Origin of the sequence: Streptomyces sp. NPDC008092 (assembly GCF_042957285.1) — a bacterium.
Classification (GTDB): domain Bacteria; phylum Actinomycetota; class Actinomycetes; order Streptomycetales; family Streptomycetaceae; genus Streptomyces.
Genome location: NZ_JBIBHY010000003.1, coordinates 718479 through 738106 on the forward strand (window position 1 = coordinate 718479; position 19628 = coordinate 738106).

The 19628-nt window shown below is 70.8% G+C and carries 19 protein-coding genes; 11 read left to right on the plus strand and 8 right to left on the minus strand.

The annotated features are described in order from the left end of the window. Positions 1–3: 3 nt before the first annotated feature. The 3 genes from ACFZB3_RS12580 to ACFZB3_RS12590 form a co-directional block, all read right to left on the minus strand. Entirely contained in the window at positions 4–252 is a 249-nt protein-coding gene (locus tag ACFZB3_RS12580) for a hypothetical protein (RefSeq protein ID WP_391373734.1), read from the minus strand. After that, positions 249–755 (minus strand): sigma factor-like helix-turn-helix DNA-binding protein, encoded by a 507-nt coding sequence (locus tag ACFZB3_RS12585; RefSeq protein ID WP_391373737.1) that lies wholly within the window; start codon positions 753–755, stop codon positions 249–251. The genes ACFZB3_RS12580 and ACFZB3_RS12585 overlap by 4 nt, the downstream gene beginning before the upstream one ends. Positions 756–1036: 281 nt before the next feature. Then, positions 1037–1537: a MarR family transcriptional regulator gene (locus tag ACFZB3_RS12590; protein WP_391373741.1), complete on the minus strand. Its 501-nt coding sequence runs from the start codon at positions 1535–1537 to the stop codon at positions 1037–1039. Between the two features lie 163 nt (positions 1538–1700). On the opposite strand from ACFZB3_RS12590, the gene ilvA reads away from it, so the two are divergent. The 4 genes from ilvA (at position 1701) to ACFZB3_RS12610 (ending at position 5683) form a co-directional block, all read left to right on the plus strand. After that, positions 1701–2930 (plus strand): threonine ammonia-lyase, encoded by a 1230-nt coding sequence (ilvA, locus tag ACFZB3_RS12595; RefSeq protein WP_391373743.1) that lies wholly within the window; start codon positions 1701–1703, stop codon positions 2928–2930. 217 nt (positions 2931–3147) lie between these two features. Continuing rightward, positions 3148–4164: an ATP-binding cassette domain-containing protein gene (locus ACFZB3_RS12600; RefSeq protein ID WP_391373746.1), complete on the plus strand. Its 1017-nt coding sequence runs from the start codon at positions 3148–3150 to the stop codon at positions 4162–4164. 17 nt (positions 4165–4181) lie between these two features. After that, on the plus strand, positions 4182–4961 hold the full coding sequence (locus tag ACFZB3_RS12605; protein WP_391374075.1) for an ABC transporter permease: 780 nt from the start codon (positions 4182–4184) through the stop codon (positions 4959–4961). 248 nt (positions 4962–5209) lie between these two features. Next, positions 5210–5683, plus strand: coding sequence for a VOC family protein (locus ACFZB3_RS12610; protein WP_391373748.1), 474 nt, complete (start codon positions 5210–5212; stop codon positions 5681–5683). A gap of 420 nt (positions 5684–6103) precedes the next feature. Here the strand turns inward: ACFZB3_RS12610 and ACFZB3_RS12615 are convergent, their stop codons facing one another. Then, entirely contained in the window at positions 6104–7015 is a 912-nt protein-coding gene (locus ACFZB3_RS12615; RefSeq protein WP_391373751.1) for a LysR family transcriptional regulator, read from the minus strand. A 352-nt stretch (positions 7016–7367) separates the two neighbouring features. Here ACFZB3_RS12615 and ACFZB3_RS12620 point away from each other — a divergent pair, with 352 nt between their 5' ends. Then, positions 7368–8156, plus strand: coding sequence for an SDR family oxidoreductase (locus ACFZB3_RS12620; protein WP_391373754.1), 789 nt, complete (start codon positions 7368–7370; stop codon positions 8154–8156). An 89-nt stretch (positions 8157–8245) separates the two neighbouring features. After that, positions 8246–8593 carry a carboxymuconolactone decarboxylase family protein gene (locus ACFZB3_RS12625; RefSeq protein WP_391373757.1) on the plus strand — a complete coding sequence of 116 codons (348 nt, stop codon included), beginning with the start codon at positions 8246–8248 and terminating at the stop codon, positions 8591–8593. Between the two features lie 208 nt (positions 8594–8801). On the opposite strand, the gene greA is transcribed toward ACFZB3_RS12625, so the two are convergent. Beyond that, positions 8802–9302 carry a transcription elongation factor GreA gene (gene greA, locus ACFZB3_RS12630; protein WP_293996585.1) on the minus strand — a complete coding sequence of 167 codons (501 nt, stop codon included), beginning with the start codon at positions 9300–9302 and terminating at the stop codon, positions 8802–8804. A gap of 168 nt (positions 9303–9470) precedes the next feature. Next, positions 9471–9869, minus strand: a complete 399-nt coding sequence (locus ACFZB3_RS12635; RefSeq protein ID WP_391373759.1) for a DUF4307 domain-containing protein — start codon at positions 9867–9869, stop codon at positions 9471–9473. A gap of 138 nt (positions 9870–10007) precedes the next feature. Between ACFZB3_RS12635 and mca the strand changes: the two genes are divergently transcribed. Both mca and ACFZB3_RS12645 read left to right on the plus strand, forming a co-directional pair. Further along, entirely contained in the window at positions 10008–10889 is an 882-nt protein-coding gene (mca, locus tag ACFZB3_RS12640; protein WP_391373762.1) for a mycothiol conjugate amidase Mca, read from the plus strand. Beyond that, positions 10882–11130, plus strand: a complete 249-nt coding sequence (locus ACFZB3_RS12645) for a hypothetical protein (RefSeq protein WP_391373765.1) — start codon at positions 10882–10884, stop codon at positions 11128–11130. Before mca ends, ACFZB3_RS12645 begins: the two co-directional genes overlap by 8 nt. A gap of 6 nt (positions 11131–11136) precedes the next feature. Here ACFZB3_RS12645 and ACFZB3_RS12650 read toward each other — a convergent pair whose 3' ends face one another. Together ACFZB3_RS12650 and ACFZB3_RS12655 are read right to left on the minus strand one after the other, a co-directional pair. Beyond that, positions 11137–14337, minus strand: a complete 3201-nt coding sequence (locus ACFZB3_RS12650) for a tetratricopeptide repeat protein (protein WP_391373767.1) — start codon at positions 14335–14337, stop codon at positions 11137–11139. 130 nt (positions 14338–14467) lie between these two features. Then, the gene (locus ACFZB3_RS12655; protein WP_391373770.1) at positions 14468–14872 is read right to left on the minus strand and encodes a hypothetical protein; all 405 of its coding nucleotides are present in this window, start codon (positions 14870–14872) and stop codon (positions 14468–14470) included. Positions 14873–15201: 329 nt separating this feature from the next. On the opposite strand from ACFZB3_RS12655, the gene ACFZB3_RS12660 reads away from it, so the two are divergent. From ACFZB3_RS12660 to ACFZB3_RS12670, 3 genes are all read left to right on the plus strand, one after another. After that, on the plus strand, positions 15202–15918 hold the full coding sequence (locus tag ACFZB3_RS12660; RefSeq protein ID WP_391373772.1) for a helix-turn-helix domain-containing protein: 717 nt from the start codon (positions 15202–15204) through the stop codon (positions 15916–15918). Further along, positions 15899–17935, plus strand: coding sequence for a DUF255 domain-containing protein (locus tag ACFZB3_RS12665; protein WP_391373775.1), 2037 nt, complete (start codon positions 15899–15901; stop codon positions 17933–17935). Before ACFZB3_RS12660 ends, ACFZB3_RS12665 begins: the two co-directional genes overlap by 20 nt. A 397-nt stretch (positions 17936–18332) precedes the next feature. After that, on the plus strand, positions 18333–19628 hold the full coding sequence (locus ACFZB3_RS12670; protein WP_391373777.1) for a glycosyltransferase: 1296 nt from the start codon (positions 18333–18335) through the stop codon (positions 19626–19628).

The following is a 19628-nucleotide window of genomic DNA, read 5'->3' on the forward strand; positions in this document are numbered from 1 at the left end:
GTTTCACCAGCCGACGATGGGCGGAGTCGTCGTGGACGGCGGCTCCACCCACGGATGCACCGTCGCCGCCCAGACCGCGAACGCCACGGCCGCCGCGCACAGCAGCAGCCACAGCAGGCGGCGGGCCCTGCGCCGGCGCCGCAGCATCCGGCCGCCCCGGCGCAGCACCTCGCCGTAGAGGTCGGGCGGTACCGGGGGCGGTGTCCGCTCCATGAGCCGCCGGGCCGCGGCCTCGCGTTCGACACGGTTCACGACGGCGCCACCTTCGCCTCCAGCACCGCGGGCGCCGCCTTCCGCGGCGGATGCAGCAGGGTGGCCGTCGCCCGGTCGCACAGGGCGTGCACGCGCTCCGTGGGCAGGCCGAGCAGCGCCGCCGTCTGCTCCTCGGCGACCCCTTCGTACAGCCGCAGCACCAGGATCAGGCGTTCCCGGGGCGTGAGTCCGGCGAGGGCGCTGCCGGGGTGCGGGCGGGTGCGGCTGAACGGGCCGCCGTACTGGTGCCAGGCGGAGTTCGCGAAGCGCAGGGCGAGGTGCTGACGGGCCCGGTCGTACGGGTCCTCGCCGCGCAGCCGGTCCCAGCCCGCGTACGTGTGCGCGAGCGCGTGGGCCAGCAGACGCCGCGCGCGGGGATTGGCGTCGGGTGCCTCGGCGGTCAGCAGGGTGGCGGCATGCAGCAGCCGCCCTGCCGCGCCCGCGACGAACGCCTCGAACTCCCGGGCCCGGCGGGCGTCCTGCAGCGCCTGCCGATCACGCACCGTCCCTCCCCGACTGTGGGGGCCCGGACACGGGTACGCCGGGGCCCGGTCTCATATGAGGCCAGGGTCGGGCCCACGGTCAAGAGCCGCGCGGTACGCGCGCGTGACGGATACGGCGGATGCCTGCGGGAAGCCCGGACGGCGCCCGTGCCCGTACCCATGGCTATGCCTATGCCTATGCCTGCGCCTGTGCCCGGCCGACGGCAGGCCGGCGGTCCGGAGGGTCGGGGGTCGGGAGACCGGTCGTCGGGAGACCGGCCGTCGAGAGATCGGTGGGGCGGTCAGGAGGCCGGCGGCGTGTCCGGGCCCGGCGGCACCGCCATCCGCGCGGACAGCGCGCTGTTGAAGCGGGTGAGCAGCGCGCAGAACGTCTCGCGCTCCGCCGGCTCCCAGTCCTGCGTCAGCTCCGCCATCAACTGGCGCCGCGACGAACGCACTTCCTCCAGCCGCGACAGCCCGCGCGGGGACAGCTGGAGCACCACGGCCCGGCCGTCCTCGGGGTGCGAGGTGCGCTTGACGAGCCCGGTGTCGACCAGCGGAGCCACCTGCCGGGTGACCGTGGACGAGTCGATCCCCATGCTGGCGGCGAGCGCCTTGACCCCCATGGGGCCTTCGTTGTCGAGGCGGTTGAGCAGCAGGTACGCGGCGCGGTCCATGGAGTTGCGCACCTGGCCGACACCGCCGAGCCGGGTCTGTTCGGCACGTCGGGCGAACACCGCCACCTCGTGCTGAAGCGTGTCGAGAAGACCGCTGTCACCGACGGTCGTCATGTCCATCGACATTTCAGGTGTTGTGGGCATGGCGGGGGGCTCACTTCATGAAAGGAGTGCTGATGTGGGGGACAGAGTACGCGGACAGGGGGCGAGCCGTACCGGCGCTGCGCAAACCGGTCTCGGAGCTTGGTCACACCCGCGCCTTCGGCCTGTGAACTGCGAGACTTGAGTCATGAGCTACAGCACGGCTGACTCCTTGCGCCCCGTCACCCTCGACGATGTACGGGGCGCCCAGAAGATGCTCACGGGCGTGGCGCGGGCGACCGCGATGGAGGGCAGCAGGCACCTGTCCCAGCTGGTCGGCTCGCCGGTGCACCTCAAGTGCGAGAACCTCCAGCGGACCGGTTCGTTCAAGCTGCGCGGTGCCTATGTCCGGATCGCCGGGCTGCTGCCCGAGGAGCGCGCCGCCGGGGTCGTCGCCGCGAGCGCCGGGAACCACGCGCAGGGCGTGGCGCTGGCCTCCTCGCTGCTCGGGGTGCACTCGACGGTGTTCATGCCCAACGGCGCCCCGCTGCCCAAGATCAGTGCCACCCGGGAGTACGGCGCGGAGGTGCGGCTGCACGGCCAGGTGGTCGACGAGACGCTGGCCGCCGCCCAGGAGTACGCGGCCGAGACCGGCGCGGTGTTCATCCACCCCTTCGACCACCCGGACATCATCGCCGGTCAGGGCACGGTGGGACTGGAGATCCTGGACCAGTGCCCCGAGGTCGGCACGATCGTCGTCGGGATCGGCGGCGGCGGGCTCGCGGCCGGGATCGCGGTCGCGGTGAAGGCGGTCCGGCCGGACGTGCGGATCGTCGGCGTCCAGGCGGCGGGCGCGGCCGCGTATCCGCCCTCGCTGGCGGCCGGGCACCCGGTCACGGTGGCGAACCCGGCGACGATGGCCGACGGCATCAGGGTGGGACGGCCCGGTGACGTGCCGTTCGCGCTCGTCGAGGAACTGGTCGACGAGGTCCGCACGGTCAGCGAGGACCAGCTGTCCGCCGCGCTGCTGCTGTGCCTGGAGCGGGCCAAGATGGTCGTGGAACCGGCCGGGGCCAGCCCGGTCGCGGCGCTGCTGGGCGAGCCCGGCGCCTTCGCCGGACCGGTCGTCGCCGTGCTGTCCGGCGGCAACGTCGACCCGGTGCTGCTGCAGCGGGTGCTGCGGCACGGCATGGCCGCGCAGGGCCGCTACCTGGCCGTACGGCTGCGGCTGACCGACCGGCCGGGCGCGCTCGCCACCCTGCTCGGGGTGCTGTCGGGGGTCGACGCGAACGTCCTCGACGTGAGCCATGTCCGCACCGACCCCCGCCTCGGGCTCGCGGAGGCGGAGGTCGAACTCCACCTGGAGACCAAGGGCCCGGCCCACTGCACCGAGGTCGGCCAGTCCCTGCGCGAGGCCGGTTACACGGTCATCGACTGACCGCGGCGGCCGTTCCCGGCGCGAGACGTCCTGGTCAGCGCCTGTTTCCTCACTCGTTCGGGGAAATCCGTCGACGAACGCGATACATCGCGTTATGGTGTGTCGCGTGGCCACCGCCGCTGTCCCCGCCTGCCGTCGCGCCGGCGGAAAACCATAGGCGGACCGAGGCCCGCATACCTAGCCTTCTCACAGCATCCCCGACGACGTGGAGACCCACATGCCAGGCGCCATCTATGCCGAAGGGCTGGTCAAGACCTTCGGCGACGTAAGGGCTTTGGACGGCGTCGACCTCGACGTCCCCGAAGGCACGGTCCTCGGACTGCTCGGGCCGAACGGCGCGGGCAAGACGACAGCCGTCCGCTGCCTGACGACCCTGCTCCGCCCCGACAGCGGCCGGGCCGTCGTCGCGGGCATAGACGTGCTCAAGCAACCGGACGCCGTACGCCGCTCCATCGGCCTGTCCGGCCAGTTCGCGGCGGTCGACGAGTACCTCACCGGCCGCGAGAACCTGCAGATGGTCGGCCAGCTCTACCAGATGCGGGCCAAGCAGGCCAAGGCCCGCGCGGTCGAGCTGCTGGAGCAGTTCCACCTCACCGACGCCGCCGACCGCCCCACCAAGACCTACTCCGGCGGCATGCGCCGCCGCCTCGACCTCGCCGCCGCCCTCGTGGTCTCCCCGCCGGTGATGTTCATGGACGAGCCGACCACCGGCCTCGACCCGCGCAACCGCCAGCAGCTGTGGGAGGTCATCCAGCAGCTGGTCTCCGGCGGCACGACCCTGCTGCTCACCACCCAGTACCTGGAAGAGGCCGACCACCTCGCCCACGACATCGCGGTCGTCGACCACGGCAAGGTCATCGCCCAGGGCACCTCCGACGAACTCAAGGCCCGCACCGGCGGCGAGCGCGTCGAGGTCGTGGTGCACGAGCGCGAGCACATCCGGACCGCCGCCGAGGTGCTGACGGGGTTCGGAAAGGGCGACACCACCGTCGAGGATCACACCCGCAAGCTCACCGTGCCCGTCACCGGCGGCGCCAAGCTGCTCGCCGAGGTCATCCGCGAGCTGGACTCCCGGGGCATCGAGATCGACGACATCGCCCTGCGCCGCCCCACCCTCGACGACGTCTTCCTGTCCCTGACCGGACACACGGCCGAGGAGAAGCCCGAGAGCAACGGCGACCGGGACAGCAAGAAGAACAGCCGCAAGGACAGCCGCAAGGAGGCCGTGAAGTGAGTGCCGTGAACGACTCCATGGTCGTGGCCCGCAGAAACCTGATTCGCATGGGCCGGATCCCCGAGATGCTGATCTTCGGGCTGATCCAGCCCATCATGTTCGTGGTGCTGTTCACCTACGTGTTCGGCGGCTCGATCACGGTCGGCTCCTCCACCTCCACCCAGGCCTACCGCGAGTTCCTGATGGCCGGCATCTTCGCCCAGACCGTCACGTTCGCCACGGCGGGCGCCGGCGCGGGCATCGCCGACGACATGCACAAGGGCCTCATCGACCGCTTCCGTTCCCTGCCCATGGCGCGCGGTGCGGTCCTGACCGGCCGCACCCTCGCGGACCTGGTCCAGACGGCACTCACCCTCGTCGTCCTGGCGATCGTCGCCGTGATCGTCGGCTGGCGCACGCACGAGAACCTCGGCAAGGTACTCGCCGGGTTCGGCCTGCTCCTGCTGCTCGGCTACGCGTTCTCCTGGATCGGCGCACTCATCGGCCTGACCGTACGCACCCCTGAAGCGGCGACCTCAGGTGGCCTCATCTGGCTGTTCCCGCTGACCTTCATCTCCAACGCCTTCGTGGACGCGAACCACCTGCCGGCCTTCCTGCGCCACATCGCGGAGTGGAACCCGTTCAGCGCCACCGTGCAGGCGTGCCGCGAACTGTTCGGCAACCTCCCGCCGGGCTTCAACGCGTCCGATGCCTGGCCCATGCAGCATCCCGTCTGGGCCTCGCTGATCTGGTCGGTCGTGATCATCCTGGCCTTCCGGACGCTGGCGGTTCGCAAGTATCGCCGGGCGGCCGGTTGAGCTTGTGCCCCGCAGACTGTCTCCGTCGTGGAACGGGCCAGAGGAAGCAACGGCCCCCGACGCGACCGTCTGCGGGGCCTGGTGTCGTGGAAAATCCGAGACGAGCACAGCCGCTCGGACATGCCGCTCCAGAATGCGATGCAGTCACGCGCGAGTGACAATGGTGGAGCGTGTCGGCAGCATCTGAAATCCAGTCAGCGGAATTTCACATTCTCTCGGAATTCAATCCTGTGAGAGGGTGAAGAAAGATGGACCTGAAGCTCGAAGTTATTGTACTTCCTGTCTCCGACGTCGATCGCGCCAAGAGTTTCTACGAGACAGCGGGGTTCCGTATGGACGTTGACAACACGTTCAGCGACGACTACCGGCTGGTACACCTCACGCCCCCCGGTTCGGCATGCTCGATCATCTTCGGCAAGGGCATGATCGACGCTGCTCCCGGCTCGGCTCAGGGCTTGTATCTCATCGTCTCGGATGTCGAGCAGGCGCGCGCGGAACTCGTCAGCCGCGGAATCAAGGTCAGTGACGTGTTCCACGACGCCGGGGGGCTCCTCCACCACGGCCACGAGGCCGGAGAGGCTGTGCATCGGGGCGCCGGTCAGGAACGGATCGCCGGCCCGAGCCCTGACCGCACGTCCTACGCCTCCTTCGCCACCTTCAGCGACCCGGACGGAAACGGGTGGGTGCTTCAGGAGATCACGCAGCGGCAGCCCGGCCGATGACTCACACCTGACCGGCGGCGGCGGTTTCTGCCTGGTAGCAGGGGTCGCACGTGATCCGCCGGGCCTCCGGCGCTCCAGCGGATGCGGGTGAACCGGGAATCGGTGCGTACGTGGCGTGGGCATGTCTGCCGCAGACACCGGCTCCGCATCGCGCGCACGCGGCTGCGGCTATGTCCGGGTTTACCGGAACGGTCGAGGCGCGACTTTCAAGAAAGCAGTCATAGCACTGCATGGTGACTGGCCTCTCTGGGTATTGAAGCTCGCTACGGATATAATAGACGTGCTCCGTTTAACGCGCATCCGTAGGCCGGTCCACGGCAATGCGGAAATCCATGCGGTCGCCGACGCCTCTCTTGGAAGTTCGTTTAGGAAATTCCCGCCCTTTCCGGCCGACGGGAGCGGGGGCTGTGGCGGTACCGGTTATCGCCGGTCCTCCGTCCGTCGCGGTGCCGGGGCCGGCTCGACCAGTGCGGTGAGCGCGTCGACAAGCTCGTCCAGGTCGGCTCCCAGCGGGGTGTCGCAGTTCCAGACGGCCTCGTAGGCGAGCTCGACCGGCGTTCCGGCCTGCAGGAGGGGGCGGCAACTCGCGTGCTCGTAGGTGATCTTGGAGCGAGGCAGGAGGGCCGCACCGAGACCTATGGCCGCCCACTCGTCCACGGCCCGGAAGCTGGCGGCTTCGCCAGGATAGGTGCGCAACGCCAGGTTGTTGTCGTGGAAGAGGTCCGTGGTGAAGGTGGTCAGGCCGCAGGTGCGCGGACCGAGGATGTAGGCCGCGTCTGCCACTTCCTTCAGCTCCACCGGGCCGTCCTCCGCCGTGGCTGCGGTGTCGACGACGACCACCGGTTCACGGGCGATCACGCGGTGCCGGAACCTGGGCAGACCAGGCACGGCGGGGACCAGGATGATGTCCAGGCGGCCCGCCTCAAGGTCGTTGGTCAGGGGCTCGTGATCCGCCTCTCGCAGGATCAGGTCGCTCGGACGCTTGAGGGTACGTGCCGCCTGGTATGCCCGCCCCACCAAGTCGGCGCCGATCAGGGGCGACACGCCCATGCGGATCGGCTCGGTGACCGGTCGGGCCAGCCGCTGGGTCTCGGCGAGGAGGGTGTCCAGGTCGTCGAGGACGCGGTCGATCAGCGGCAGGATCTGCGCTCCGTGCGGCGTGGGCTTGACTCCCCGCGGCGAGCGGTCGAAGAGCTTGACGCCGAACTCCTCCTCCAGCCGGGCAACGCCGTTGGACAGAGATGGCTGCGTCACCCCGTAGGCCCGCGCGGCGGCACTGAAGGAATTCGTGCGGGATACGGCCTGGGCATAGCGCAATGTCTCGATGTTCACGACTGCGGCTCTCTCCTCCAGGCATAGCCATCCGCTATATCCGCATTCGCCCTGATCCTCTACCGCCTCCACGGAGGGCGCCCTACAGTCGAGGCATCCTCCGAAGCGGAGGGACGGTCCGGCGCCCCGAGGCCCCGGGCCACGGCGCCGGGTCGGCGCCTCCGTAAAGGCCGGCAGCTCGACAATCCTGAGCCCTTACTTGCATTCCGCAAGCAAGGAGTTTATCGCCGCGCCCGGGAGGGGCACTCGCCACTCTCCGCGCGTGGCCACACCTACACGGTCCCTTTTATCCACATACCTTGCAATTCGCGAACCCTACGAGATTCGCGATGCACCAGAGGAGCGCCCCAGCATGTCCACCAACACCCTCGACTTCACCGGACGCAAGGTCGTCGTCATCGGCGGCACCAGCGGCATAGGGCTGGCTTCCGCCCGCCGCGTGCTCGAAGGCGGCGGCACCGCCGTCGTCACCGGCCGGAGCCGGAACAGCGCCGACAAGGCCGTCGCCGAGCTGGCCGACTACGGCAAGGCCGTCGGTCTGGCCTCCGACCTGTTCGACCGTGCTGCCGTGGACCGCCTGCGCGACGAGCTGACGGAGCAGCACCCCGACGCGACCCTGCTCGTCAACGCCGCCGGTGTCTTCCAGCCCAAGTCGTTCCTGGAGCACAGCCAGGAGGACTACGACCGCTACCAGGCCATCACCCGCGCCTTCTACTTCGTGACCCAGACCATCACCGGCAACATGATTGCCCGCGGTAACAAGGGTGCCGTGGTCAACATCGGCGGCATGCTGGCGCACCAGGCCATGGCCGCGACTCCGTCCTCGGCGTACTCGGTGGCCAAGGCCGGCCTGCACTCCCTCACCCAGCACCTCGCCATGGAGCTGGCTCCGCACGGAATCCGGGTCAACACCGTGGCTCCCGCGGTGGTTCGCACGCCCATCTACGAGGCGTTCATCCCGAAGGACGAGATCGACTCCACCCTCGACGGGTTCAACAGCTTCCACCCCCTCGGCCGGGTCGGAACGCCCGACGATGTCGCTCCCACGGTGGCCTTCCTGCTGTCCGACCAGGCGGACTGGATCACCGGTGCCACCTGGGACGTCGACGGCGGTGTCAGGGCCGGCCGCAACATCTACTGACGCGGCGGTCAGCCGCCGGCTCCCCCCCCACGCACACCCACCGGCCAGGGACGCGCACGTCCCCGACCGGTCGATATCGCAGGAGCATCGTGTCCTACCACGAGCACACCGACCACCAGTACGCCAAGCACATCCGCGCCGGCGCCCCTGACGCGTTCAAGGCATTCGTAGCCTGGGACAACCAGGTCCTGCGCGGCAGCAACAACGTCATCCCGCCCAAATACACCGAGCTCATGGCCGTGGCCGTGGCGCTGACCACTCAGTGCGCGTACTGCATCGAAGCGCACACCACGGCAGCGCGCTCCGCCGGCGCCAGCCGGCAGGAACTCGCGGAGACCATCATGACGGCCGCGGCGCTGCGTGCCGGCGGCAGCTACGCCCACGGGTTCATGGCGATGAAGTTCTTCGAAGAAGACGGTGACACCACCACTGCGTGACCTGCTCCGAGAGCTCGGAGGGCCGACCACGGCGTCGGCCGGCGGTGAGATCGCCGCGCCGGGACGGCGTCGCTCATCTACTCGGTCCTGATCATCGCGGTGTTCCGGACGCTCGCGGTCCGCAGGTACCGTTCCGCCACCGCCTGAGGCCCGGCACGGCAAAGGCCCCCGGCGTCGCATCGACGCCGGGGGCGGGTGTCTGTCCTGGTCAGCCCGAGTAGGGCTCGGCCTTCAGGATCTTCACCGAGGCCTTCTTGCCGTTCGGCAGCTCGTACTCCGCGTCCTCGCCCACCTTGTGGCCGATCACTCCGGTGCCCAGGGGGGACTGCGGGGAGTAGGTCTCGACGTCGGCGCTGGCGTATTCGCGGGAGGCCAGGAGGAAGGTCATGGTGTCGTCCTCGTCGCCGTCGAAGGCGATGGTCACGACCATGCCGGGCGCGACGGCGCCGTCCGCGGACGCCGGGGCCTCGCCGACCTTGGCGTTCTCCAGGAGCTGGGTCAGCTGGCGCACACGGAGCTCCTGCTTGCCCTGCTCCTCCTTGGCCGCGTGGTACCCGCCGTTCTCGCGCAGGTCGCCCTCCTCGCGCGCGGCCGCGATCTTGGCGGCGATCTCCGTGCGCGCAGGACCAGACAGGTACTCCAGCTCGGCCCTGAGCTGGTTGTACGCCTCCTGGGTCAGCCAGGTGACGTTCTCGCTGGTCTGGGTCACAGGTGCTCCTCGTCGGTACTGGGAATACAAAGCATCGCCCTACCCGGAAGCATGTTCCTTCATGGAAGGGCGAAACCACGAGCCTAACAATTCAACGGCGGAAGGGGGAGGACATAAGCCATCAGAATCACGTCAACGCAGGTCAGCGCCTACGTTTTCCGGCTGATGTCAGTCGGCGTGGCAGCCGAGCAGTTCCGCCGTGGTGCCACGGGCCGTCGTACGGAGCGTGACCACCCGGTCGATCTCGGTCGCGGACCCGGTGAAGCGGAAGTCCGCCCGGCCCACCTCGGAGCCGTCCGCCGCCTGGGAGCGCAGCGTGCAGTAGCCGGAGGCGCCGGCGTCCTTGTGGACCTCCAGATGCACCTCGACCGCGTGGGCCGAGGCGGCGAAGGTGACGACCTGGGCGCTGATCTTGTTCTGTACGACATAGTGGTAGGCCCAGTAGCCGACCAGGACGAGCAGCAGCGCGCCCAGCACCGCGCCGGCGACCTTGAGCTTGCGGTCGGCGCGCTCGTCCGAGGAGCTGCCGTAACGGCCCTCGGGCAGCCGCGTGCTCGCGGTACTCATGATCGTCCTCCTGGCAGGAACCACCCCGGACCCGTTCGAGAACCGGACCCCGGAATTATTCGCCCCCCGATTCGGTCACTATAGAAGCCGCCGATTGCCCCCGAGCTACCGGGGCGCCGAGTTACCAAGGATTGAGTCTTGACTGACCAGCTGCGACTGATGGCCGTCCACGCCCACCCCGACGACGAGTCGAGCAAGGGCGCGGCCACCATGGCGAAGTACGTGTCCGAGGGGGTGGACGTGCTGGTGGTGACCTGCACGGGCGGGGAGCGCGGCTCCATCCTCAATCCCAAGCTGCAGGGCGACAAGTACATCGAGGAGCACATCCACGAGGTACGCAAGAAGGAGATGGACGAGGCCCGCGAGATCCTCGGCGTCAAGCAGGAGTGGCTCGGCTTCGTCGATTCGGGTCTGCCGGAAGGCGACCCGCTGCCGCCGCTGCCCGAGGGCTGCTTCGCCCTGGAGGACGTCGACAAGGCGGCCGGCGAGCTGGTGCGCAAGATCCGCGCGTTCCGCCCGCAGGCGATCACCACCTACGACGAGAACGGCGGCTACCCGCACCCCGACCACATCATGACCCACAAGATCTCGATGGTGGCCTTCGACGGCGCGGCGGACGCCGAGAAGTACCCCGAGGCCGAGTTCGGGCCGGTCTTCCAGCCGCAGAAGCTCTACTACAACCAGGGCTTCAACCGCCCGCGCACCGAGGCGCTGCACAACGCCATGCTGGAGCGCGGCCTGGAGTCGCCGTACGGGGACTGGCTGAAGCGGTGGAACGAGTTCGAGCGCACCGAGCGCACCCTGACCACGCACATCCCGTGCGCGGAGTTCTTCGAGATCCGCGACAAGGCGCTGATCGCGCACGCCACGCAGATCGACCCGGACGGCGGCTGGTTCAAGGTGCCGATGGACCTCCAGAAGGAGGTCTGGCCGACCGAGGAGTACGAGCTGGCGAAGTCGCTCGTCGATACCTCCCTCCCCGAGGACGACCTCTTTGCGGGCATCCGCGACAATGCCTGACATGAGCGCAAGCCTGGCACTGACGCACCTCGTCCCCCTCGCCAAGGAGGTCGACGAGAACAAGGTCACCCCCGGAGTCCTCGGCTTCATCGTTTTCGCGGTGATGGCCCTCGCGGTCTGGGGCCTGATGAAGTCCATGAACAAGCACATGCAGAAGGTCGACTTCAAGGAGTCCGCCTCCGCCCGGACCGTCCAGGCAGGGGCGGACTCCAAGGCGCCGGCGGCCGATCCCAAGGGCTGACCGGCGTCACGTCCCGGCCGGAACCGGCACGCCCATCACCTCGCGGGCGTGCCGGCTGGGCACCATGCCCAGCCGCCAGGCCTGCCAGCCCGACTCCAGCCGCACCGCGCGTTCCAGGAGCAGGCCGTACGCCGTGACGTACTCGGCCAGCTTCCCGTCGCGCAGCGGATGCGCGGTGCGGGCGAGCTGGGCCAGTTCCTCCTGGGCGACGGCGGTGCCGACCTCCACGCCGCCGGGCGCGGCGTACGGAAGCAGGGTGCAGCGCAGGAAGCGGGCCCAGTCCTCGCCGCGCCGGTCGCCGTACGACGTGAACAGGACGACCGCCTCGTCGCACAGGGCGAGGGCCTGCTGGGTGCGGGTGTTGCCGGCGTCGACGACGGCCAGCTCCAGGCAGGTCCAGGCCTCGCCGTGGACCACGCCGATGCGCTGGAAGTCGGCGCGGGCGTCGACGAGGAGCTGGCGGGCGAAGCCCGAGTTGCGCAGCGAGCCGGTCTGGGCGGCCCGCTGGTCGCGGGTGACCCGGGCCGAGTGGTGGCGGGCGCAGGCCAGGCCGTAGACGTCCCGCATCCGGGAGAACATCGTCCGCGAGCGCTCCAGCTCGCGGACCGCGTGGTCGAGGTTGCCGGTCTCCTCCAGGGCCAGGCCGAGGTAGTACACCGTCCAGGCCTCGCCGCGCGCGTCCTCGTTGTCCCGGTGCCGGGCCGCCGCCGCCCGCAGTCCGTCGGCCGCCGGGGACGCGTCGCCGCCCACCAGCCGGGCCCGCGCCAGCTGGGTCAGCGCCCAGGCCTCGCCACGGGCGTCCCGGGTACGGCGGTAGCGGTCCAGCGCGGCCCCGAGCTCCCGGTCCGCCCGCGGTACGTCACCCATGCGCAGCGCCAGCTGGCCGAGCTGGAAGTGCGCCCAGGCCTCGCCGTGCACCGAGCCGCCCTCCCGGTGCAGGACGAGCGAGCGGGTGAGCAGGTCGAGGGCCTCGGGCAGCCTGGCCCGGTCGCGCTGCACCGCGGCCAGCGCGTGCATCGTCCACGCCCGGTCGGTCGCCAGCTCGGGGGCCGCCTGCAGGTCGAGGGCCTCCTGGAGCTTGGCCGCCGCCTCGGTGAGGTTGCCCTGGTGGTGCAGGGTGATCCCGAGCGAACACAGCGCGCGGGCCGCACCCGCGTCGTGATGCGCCTCCAGGTAGAGGTCGACGACCGAGGTGAGAGTGGTGCGGGCCTTGTCCAGCTCGCCCAGCTGACGGGCCGCGATACCGGTACGCCACTGCACCGAGCGGACAAGGAGGCCCTGGTCCACCGACTGCGCCAGCTCGCTGATCTCACCGAGCCGGTAGAGGTCGCCGCGCAGCAGGCAGTAGTCGCACAGCGCGCCCAGCAGGTTCTGCACCGCCGCCTGGTCGACGCCCTCCGCGTGCCGCAGCGCCGCCGTGATGAAGCTCGACTCGTCGTCCAGCCAGCGCAGCGCCTCGTCGAGCGAGGTGAAGCCGTGCGGGCTGAACCGGTCCGAGCGGGTCGACATGTTGCCGTCGACCAGCCGCAGCACCGAGTCGGCCAGCTCCGCGTAGTTCACGATCAGCCGCTCCTGCGCCGCCGTGCGGTCGGCCGGGGTCTCCTCGTCCAGGAGCCGGGCCTGGGCGAACGAGCGGACCAGGTCGTGCAGGCGGTAACGGCTGCCGCGGACGTGGTCGATCAGGCCGGCCCGGGTGAGCGTGACCAGGTGGCGCGTGGCCTCGGCCTCGTCGGTGCCCAGCAGGGCGGCCGCGGCCGCCGCGCCCATCGAGGCCCGGCCGGCCAGCGCCAGCCTTCTCAGCAGCCGCCGCCCGGTCTCCGACTGGTCGGTGTACCGCAGCCACAGCACCCGCTCCACCGGCCCGACCGGACCGTAGGCGCCGAGGTCCGTGGCCAGCTGGAGCGGTGAACGCGAACCCAGCGACGAACCCGCCACCCGCAGCGCCAGCGGCAGCCCGCCGCACAACTCCCGGATCCGGTCCGCGGACTGCGCGTCGTACGGCCCCGACACCTCCTCGGCCACCGCGCCCAGCAGCTCCTCCGCGCCGGCCGCGTCCAGCGCCGTGACCGGCAGCCGGTGCACCCGGGCCGGCAGGTCGGCGGGCAGGTCGAGCTGGTCCCGGGCGGTGACCAGGACCAGGCTGTCGGAACGCTCCGGCACCAGCGTGCGCACCTGCTCCGGATCCGAGGCGTCGTCCAGCACGATCGTCACCGGCAGGCCCGCCAGGTGCTGGTGGTACAGCTCGCTCAGCCGCTTGACCTGCTGGTCGGCCGAGGAACGCTCACGGAACAGCAGCTGCTCGCGCGGCGCGCCCAGCCGGTTGAGCAGATGCAGCAGGGCGTCCCGGGTGGACAGCGGCGGCTCCTCCCGGCTGGCGCCGCGCAGGTCGACGACGACCGCACCCCGGAAGAGGTCCCTCAGCTCGTGGGTGGCCCGCACCGCGAGGGCGGTACGGCCGGAGCCGGGCTCGCCGTGCAGGACCACGACCGCCGGCCGGGTCTCCGTGGTCGCCCGGGCCGCCTGCGCCCACTGCCGGATCCGCGCCAGCTCCTGCTGCCGGCCGGCGAACGGCCGGTCCGCGTCGGGGAGCTGGCCGAACGACTGCTGCAGCACCGTACGCCTGCGGGCCGCCGCGCTCTTGTCCGCGCCGCGCAGCCCCGGGCCCTGCTTCTTCGGTCCCGTGGAGGCGCTGAGCACCCGCTGCTGATCGAGGAAGGGCCGGATGCCCCGCACCTCCAGCGCGGTCAGCCACTGCAGCCGCAGCTGCTCGGGGCCGCCGGGCTGACCGGCCGCGCCGGCGTGGTGATGAGCGGCGGGCAGATGGGAGCCGGCGACCTTGACGACCGTGGCGGCCGCCCCGACCACCCCGACGGCCACGCCCGCGCCGAGCGCCGTGGCCGCCCCGGTGCCGAGGGAGAGGTCGGCGACGGTGGCGGCGACCGCCGCGACGGCCGCGACCAGCAGGGGAGTTCCGGAGCCTTCCTTGGCGTAGCGCCGGCCGAAGCTGGGCCGGCCTGCCTCCGTCTCGTCGAGGGCGTGGGTGTACGCCGCGTACTCCTCGGCGGCCGTCCGCTCCATCTCGTCGAGCCCGCCGCGTGCGCGGGACAGCAGTACCTGCCCGTCGACGCGGCCGCCCGAACGGCGGACCTCCTCCTCCACGGCCCGTACCAGCAGCCGATCGGCTTCCGCCCGATGGGCGTCCCGCATGTTCCGTCCCCCTCCAGCGGCAACTCCTTTGTCTGCAAGTGTCCTTGCGAAGGGTCGCGATGGCGAGGGGGCGACGATCAGGGGGTGGGTGAGGGTTCGGTGGTCGCGGCTGCCGGGCGGCCGGTTCCGGTCACCGGGCGGCCGGGCCGGGCTGGGCGGTCATCCGGCCCCACCCCTTGGACAGGGCCAGGTACACGCAGGCCGCCGCCAGCCCCGCCTCCGCCACCGCACTCGCCAGCGCCACCAGCAGTTCGGAGCCCATCGCCGACGTCGTTATGTCGAACCACGCGTCCAGTACCGCGACGGATGCGGTCGCCGACGCCGTGAGCCGGGCCCGGGCGTCGCCCCGCAGGCCCAGTACCGCCGTGGCCGCGCACCCCGCCGCCATCAGGACGTCCAGCCCGATCCAGGCCACCGACCAGTTGTGGACCTCGGTCTTGGTGGGCAGCGTCAGCGCCAGCACCACCATCCACGGCACGAGCAGCACGGAGGACGATCCGAGAAGGATCAGTGCCCACCGTTTCAGCCGCCTCATCCGCTTCGCCCTTCGGGTCTGCGTCGCCGTCAACCCGTTGAACACCTGATCCCCCTCGCCTTGTTCCGGATCCGCGGCTGTGGAACCTGTGAATCCGTCCGGCTCCTCCGCCATTGCCTTCACGCTAGACCGCAGAGAAAATTCTGCAAAGAAAATTCGGCAGACATCGGGGGAGCGTCAGGGAGGCTCAGGGATGTCTCAGGGTTCGCAGGGCTTTCGGGGTTCTCGGAGCCAGGGGCCAGGGGTCAGGAACGCGGGGCCACGGGCTAGGGGCCCGGGGCCAGGGGCGCGGGCCCCGGGGTTCTCCGAGTCGGGGATACGGTGGCCGCATGACCGACGGCACGCCCCGGACGGCCGGACCCCCCGAGCCCGCCGCACCCGCAGGGTCCGCCGGGCCCCCCGCACCCGCCGGGATGCCCGCCGCACCCACGGGGAAGCCCCCCGCACACAGCGAGACCCCCACCGCCCCCGCCGAGCTGACCAGCCTCGAACGCACCGCCCTCTACAAGTCCCTCGGCAACCCGCTGCGCCGCCGGATCCTCGACTACCTCGGCCGGCACGGCGAGGCCAACTCCACCGTGCTCGCCCGTGAACTCGGCGAGAGCTCCGGCACCACCAGCTACCACCTGCGCAAGCTCGCCGAGCAGAAGCTCATCGAGGAGATCCCGGAGAAGTCGGGCGGCCGGGAGCGCTGGTGGCGGAGCCTGCCCTTCAGCCACACCACGCCCGACCCGGCCACCATGACGACCGAGGAGTACGCCGCGGCCGAGCACCTCGCCCTCCTGAAGATCGAGGTCGACACCAGGCTCTTCCGGCGTGCCCACGAGGAGTACCGGGGCCCGCGGGGCTGGGCCCAGGTGCAGCGCACCGGCACCTGGATGACGAAGACCGACCTCCACGACTTCGTACGCGCCTACCAGGAACTCCTCGACCGCTACGGCCACCCCGACGACGCCGTCCCCGACGGGGCGCGCCGGGTCAATCTGCGCTTCTACGCGGCTCCCGACCCCGTGGGAGAGTGGGAGGGTGAACCGACTGGCCCATGAGACGTCCCCGTACCTCCTCCAGCACGCCGACAACCCCGTGGACTGGTGGCCCTGGTCGGCCGAAGCCTTCGAGGCCGCGCGGACCGCGAACAAGCCCGTGCTGCTGAGCGTCGGGTACAGCTCCTGCCACTGGTGTCATGTGATGGCCCACGAGTCCTTCGAGGACGAGGCCACCGCCGGCTACCTCAACGAGCACTTCGTCAGCATCAAGGTCGACCGCGAGGAGCGGCCCGACGTCGACGCCGTCTACATGGAGGCCGTGCAGGCGGCCACCGGGCAGGGCGGCTGGCCCATGACCGTGTTCCTCACCCCGGACGCCGAACCCTTCTACTTCGGCACGTACTTCCCGCCCGCCCCCCGCCACGGGATGCCCTCCTTCCGGTCGGTCCTGGAGGGGGTCCGGGCCGCGTGGGCGGACCGGCGGGACGAGGTCGCCGAGGTGGCCGGGAAGATCGTGCGTGACCTCGCGCAGCGGGAGCTCGGGCACGAGGGCGGCCGGCCGCCCGGTGAGCAGGAGCTCGCACAGGCGCTGCTCGGGCTCACCCGCGAGTACGACCCGCAGCGCGGCGGATTCGGCGGTGCCCCCAAGTTCCCGCCGTCCATGGTGATCGAGTTCCTGCTGCGGCACCACGCCCGGACCGGTTCCGAGGGGGCGCTGCAGATGGCCGTGGACACCTGTGAGCGGATGGCCCGGGGCGGCCTCTACGACCAGCTCGGCGGTGGCTTCGCCCGTTACTCCGTCGACCGCGACTGGATCGTGCCGCACTTCGAGAAGATGCTCTACGACAACGCCCTGCTCTGCCGGGTGTACGCCCACCTGTGGCGGGCCACCGGGTCGGAGCTCGCCCGCCAGGTCGCCCTGGAGACCGCCGACTTCATGGTGCGCGAACTGCGCACCGCCGAGGGCGGGTTCGCCTCCGCGCTGGACGCCGACAGCGACGACGGGAGCGGGCGGCACGTCGAGGGCGCGTACTACGTGTGGACGCCCGCCCAGCTCCGTGAGGTCCTGGGCGAGGACGACGCGGGCCTGGCCGCCCAGTACTTCGGGGTCACCGAGGAGGGCACCTTCGAGCACGGCCGGTCCGTGCTCCAGCTCCCGCAGCAGGAGGGCGTGTTCGACGCCGGGCGGATCGAGTCCGTCAGGCGGCGGCTGCTGGCCGCCCGCGCCGAGCGCCCCGCACCCGGCCGGGACGACAAGGTCGTCGCCGCCTGGAACGGACTCGCGGTCGCCGCGCTCGCCGAGACCGGCGCCTACTTCGACCGCCCCGACCTGGTCGAGGCCGCCGTCGGCGCGGCAGATCTCCTCGTACGGCTCCATCTCGACGACCGCGCGAGGATCGCCCGCACCAGCCGGGACGGCAGGGCAGGCGCCAACGCGGGCGTGCTGGAGGACTACGGCGATGTCGCCGAGGGCTTCCTCGCGCTCGCGTCCGTGACCGGCGAGGGCGTCTGGCTGGAGTTCGCGGGACTCCTCCTCGACCATGTCCTGGCCCGCTTCACCGACCAGGAGAGCCCGGAGAGCGGGGCCCTGTACGACACCGCCGCCGACGCCGAGCAGTTGATCCGGCGGCCGCAGGACCCGACCGACAACGCCACGCCCTCGGGCTGGACCGCGGCCGCCGGTGCCCTGCTCGGCTACGCGGCCCACACCGGTGCCGAACCCCATCGGACGGCGGCGGAAAGGGCGTTGGGGATCGTCAGGACGCTCGGGCCGCGCGTGCCGCGCTTCGTCGGGTGGGGGCTCGCCGTCGCCGAGGCGCTGCTCGACGGTCCGCGCGAGGTGGCGGTCGTGGGGCCGGCCGCGGACCCCCGCACGGCCGCCTTGCATCGCACGGCGCTGCTGGGTACCGCGCCCGGTGCGGTCGTGGCTGTGGGGACTCAGGGGAGTGACGAGTTCCCGTTGCTCGCGGGGCGGCCGCTGGTCGGCGGGGAGGCGGCCGCGTACGTGTGCCGCAATTTCACGTGTGACGCACCGACCGCCGACCTGGAGCGGCTGCGGGCGGCACTCGGGGGCTGAAGTCGGTACAGGGCACGTTGTCGGCCGCGGGCGCGTGGGGGTTGCTCGCGCAGTTCCTCCCCCAGCCTTCGGCCGGGGGTACCCCCAGCGCCCCTTTGGGGCGCTCTCGCTGGGCGCATGTTCGAATAGAGCGCGCTTTCCGGTCGTTGGGCCGAAACACGCCATTTATCAGACGAGTTCACGGTCTTCACATCACCCTCATAGGATCCACCCATGCCGTGGCAGGTGTGACACACCGTCACGGGTGGGGCGGGATGGGCGTGAAGAGTCTGTGAGCGAAGTTTGTGCTCTGTGTGATCGCTGTTCACCCACGAGCCCCTAGCATCGCTGGAGCAGTGCCCGGTTCTGTCGCATTTCGGACCGTGGCAGTCATGTTATGTGGGGGGAGAGCGCAACTTTGTCCGAGTTCTTCGACCAGCTCTGGTCGTGGATCGTCGAGGCTGTGGGGGAGACTTCGTGGCGGGAGCTGATGCCGCTGGGGCTGGCCGGACTGTTCGTCTGGGCGCTCTGGCTGTACCGGGCGGTGCTCTCGCGGTTCGCCAAGCCGGTCGTCAACAACTTCCGTACCAGTGTCTCCGTGGTGGTCCCGGCCTACCGGGAGGACCCCGAGATCCTGCTGGAGTGCCTGGAGACCTGGCTCGCCCAGGACCCGGCCGAGATCATCATCGTTCCTGACGTCGAGGACCACGAGGTACTGCACCGGCTGTCGCTGGTGGAGGACCCCCGGGTCCGGGTGCTCGCCTTCGAGCACAGGGGGAAACGTTCCGCCCTGGGGGTCGGCATACGCGCCGCCACCAGTGAGCTCCTCGTCCTGGTGGACTCCGACACCCGCTGGGAGCCGGGGCTGCTGGACGCCGTGCAGATGCCGTTCGAGGACCCGACGGTCGGCGGCGTGGGCACCCAGCAGAACGTCTACCAGCGCACCACCAGCGTCTGGCGCCGCATCGCCGACTGGCTGGTCAACCTCCGTTACTACGACTACGTCCCCGCGATGGGCCGGGCCGGTGCCGTGGCCTGCCTGTCCGGCCGTACCGCCGCCTACCGCCGCGCCGCGGTGCTGCCGGTGCTGGAGAACCTGGAGAACGAGTTCTTCCTCGGCCGCCGCTGTGTGGCGGGCGACGACGGCCGGCTGACCTGGCTGGTGCTGGCCTCGGGCTACAAGACCGTGCACCAGTCCTCCGCGCGGGCGGTCTCCATGTTCCCGTCGTCCTTCCGGGCCTTCGTGAAGCAGCGCGTCCGGTGGAGCCGCAACTCCTACCGGTGCTACTTCACCGCGCTGTACAAGGGCTGGCTGTGGCGGGTCCCGCTGGTCACCAAGATCACCGTGCTGCAGATCCTGCTGACCCCGGTCACCATGGGCATGGCCCTCGGCTACCTGCTGCTGAGCCGGCTGGACTTCAGCCCCCGCGGCATCGTCCTCACCCTGATCTGGCTGCTGCTGGGCCGGGCCGTCCGCGGCTACTCGCACCTGCGCAGGCACCCGCAGGAGATCTTCCTGCTGCCGCTGACGGCCCTCGTGGTCATCATGATCTCGCTGCCGATCAAGCTGTACGCCTTCGCCACCATGAACAAGCAGGGCTGGCTCACCCGCAGCAGCACCAGCATCGGGGGCGAGGGCCAGAGCGCGGCCACGCTCTCCGGACCCGCCGGCGGCGGACAGAGCCACTCCGCCCTCCAGCCCGAGGTGATCTGA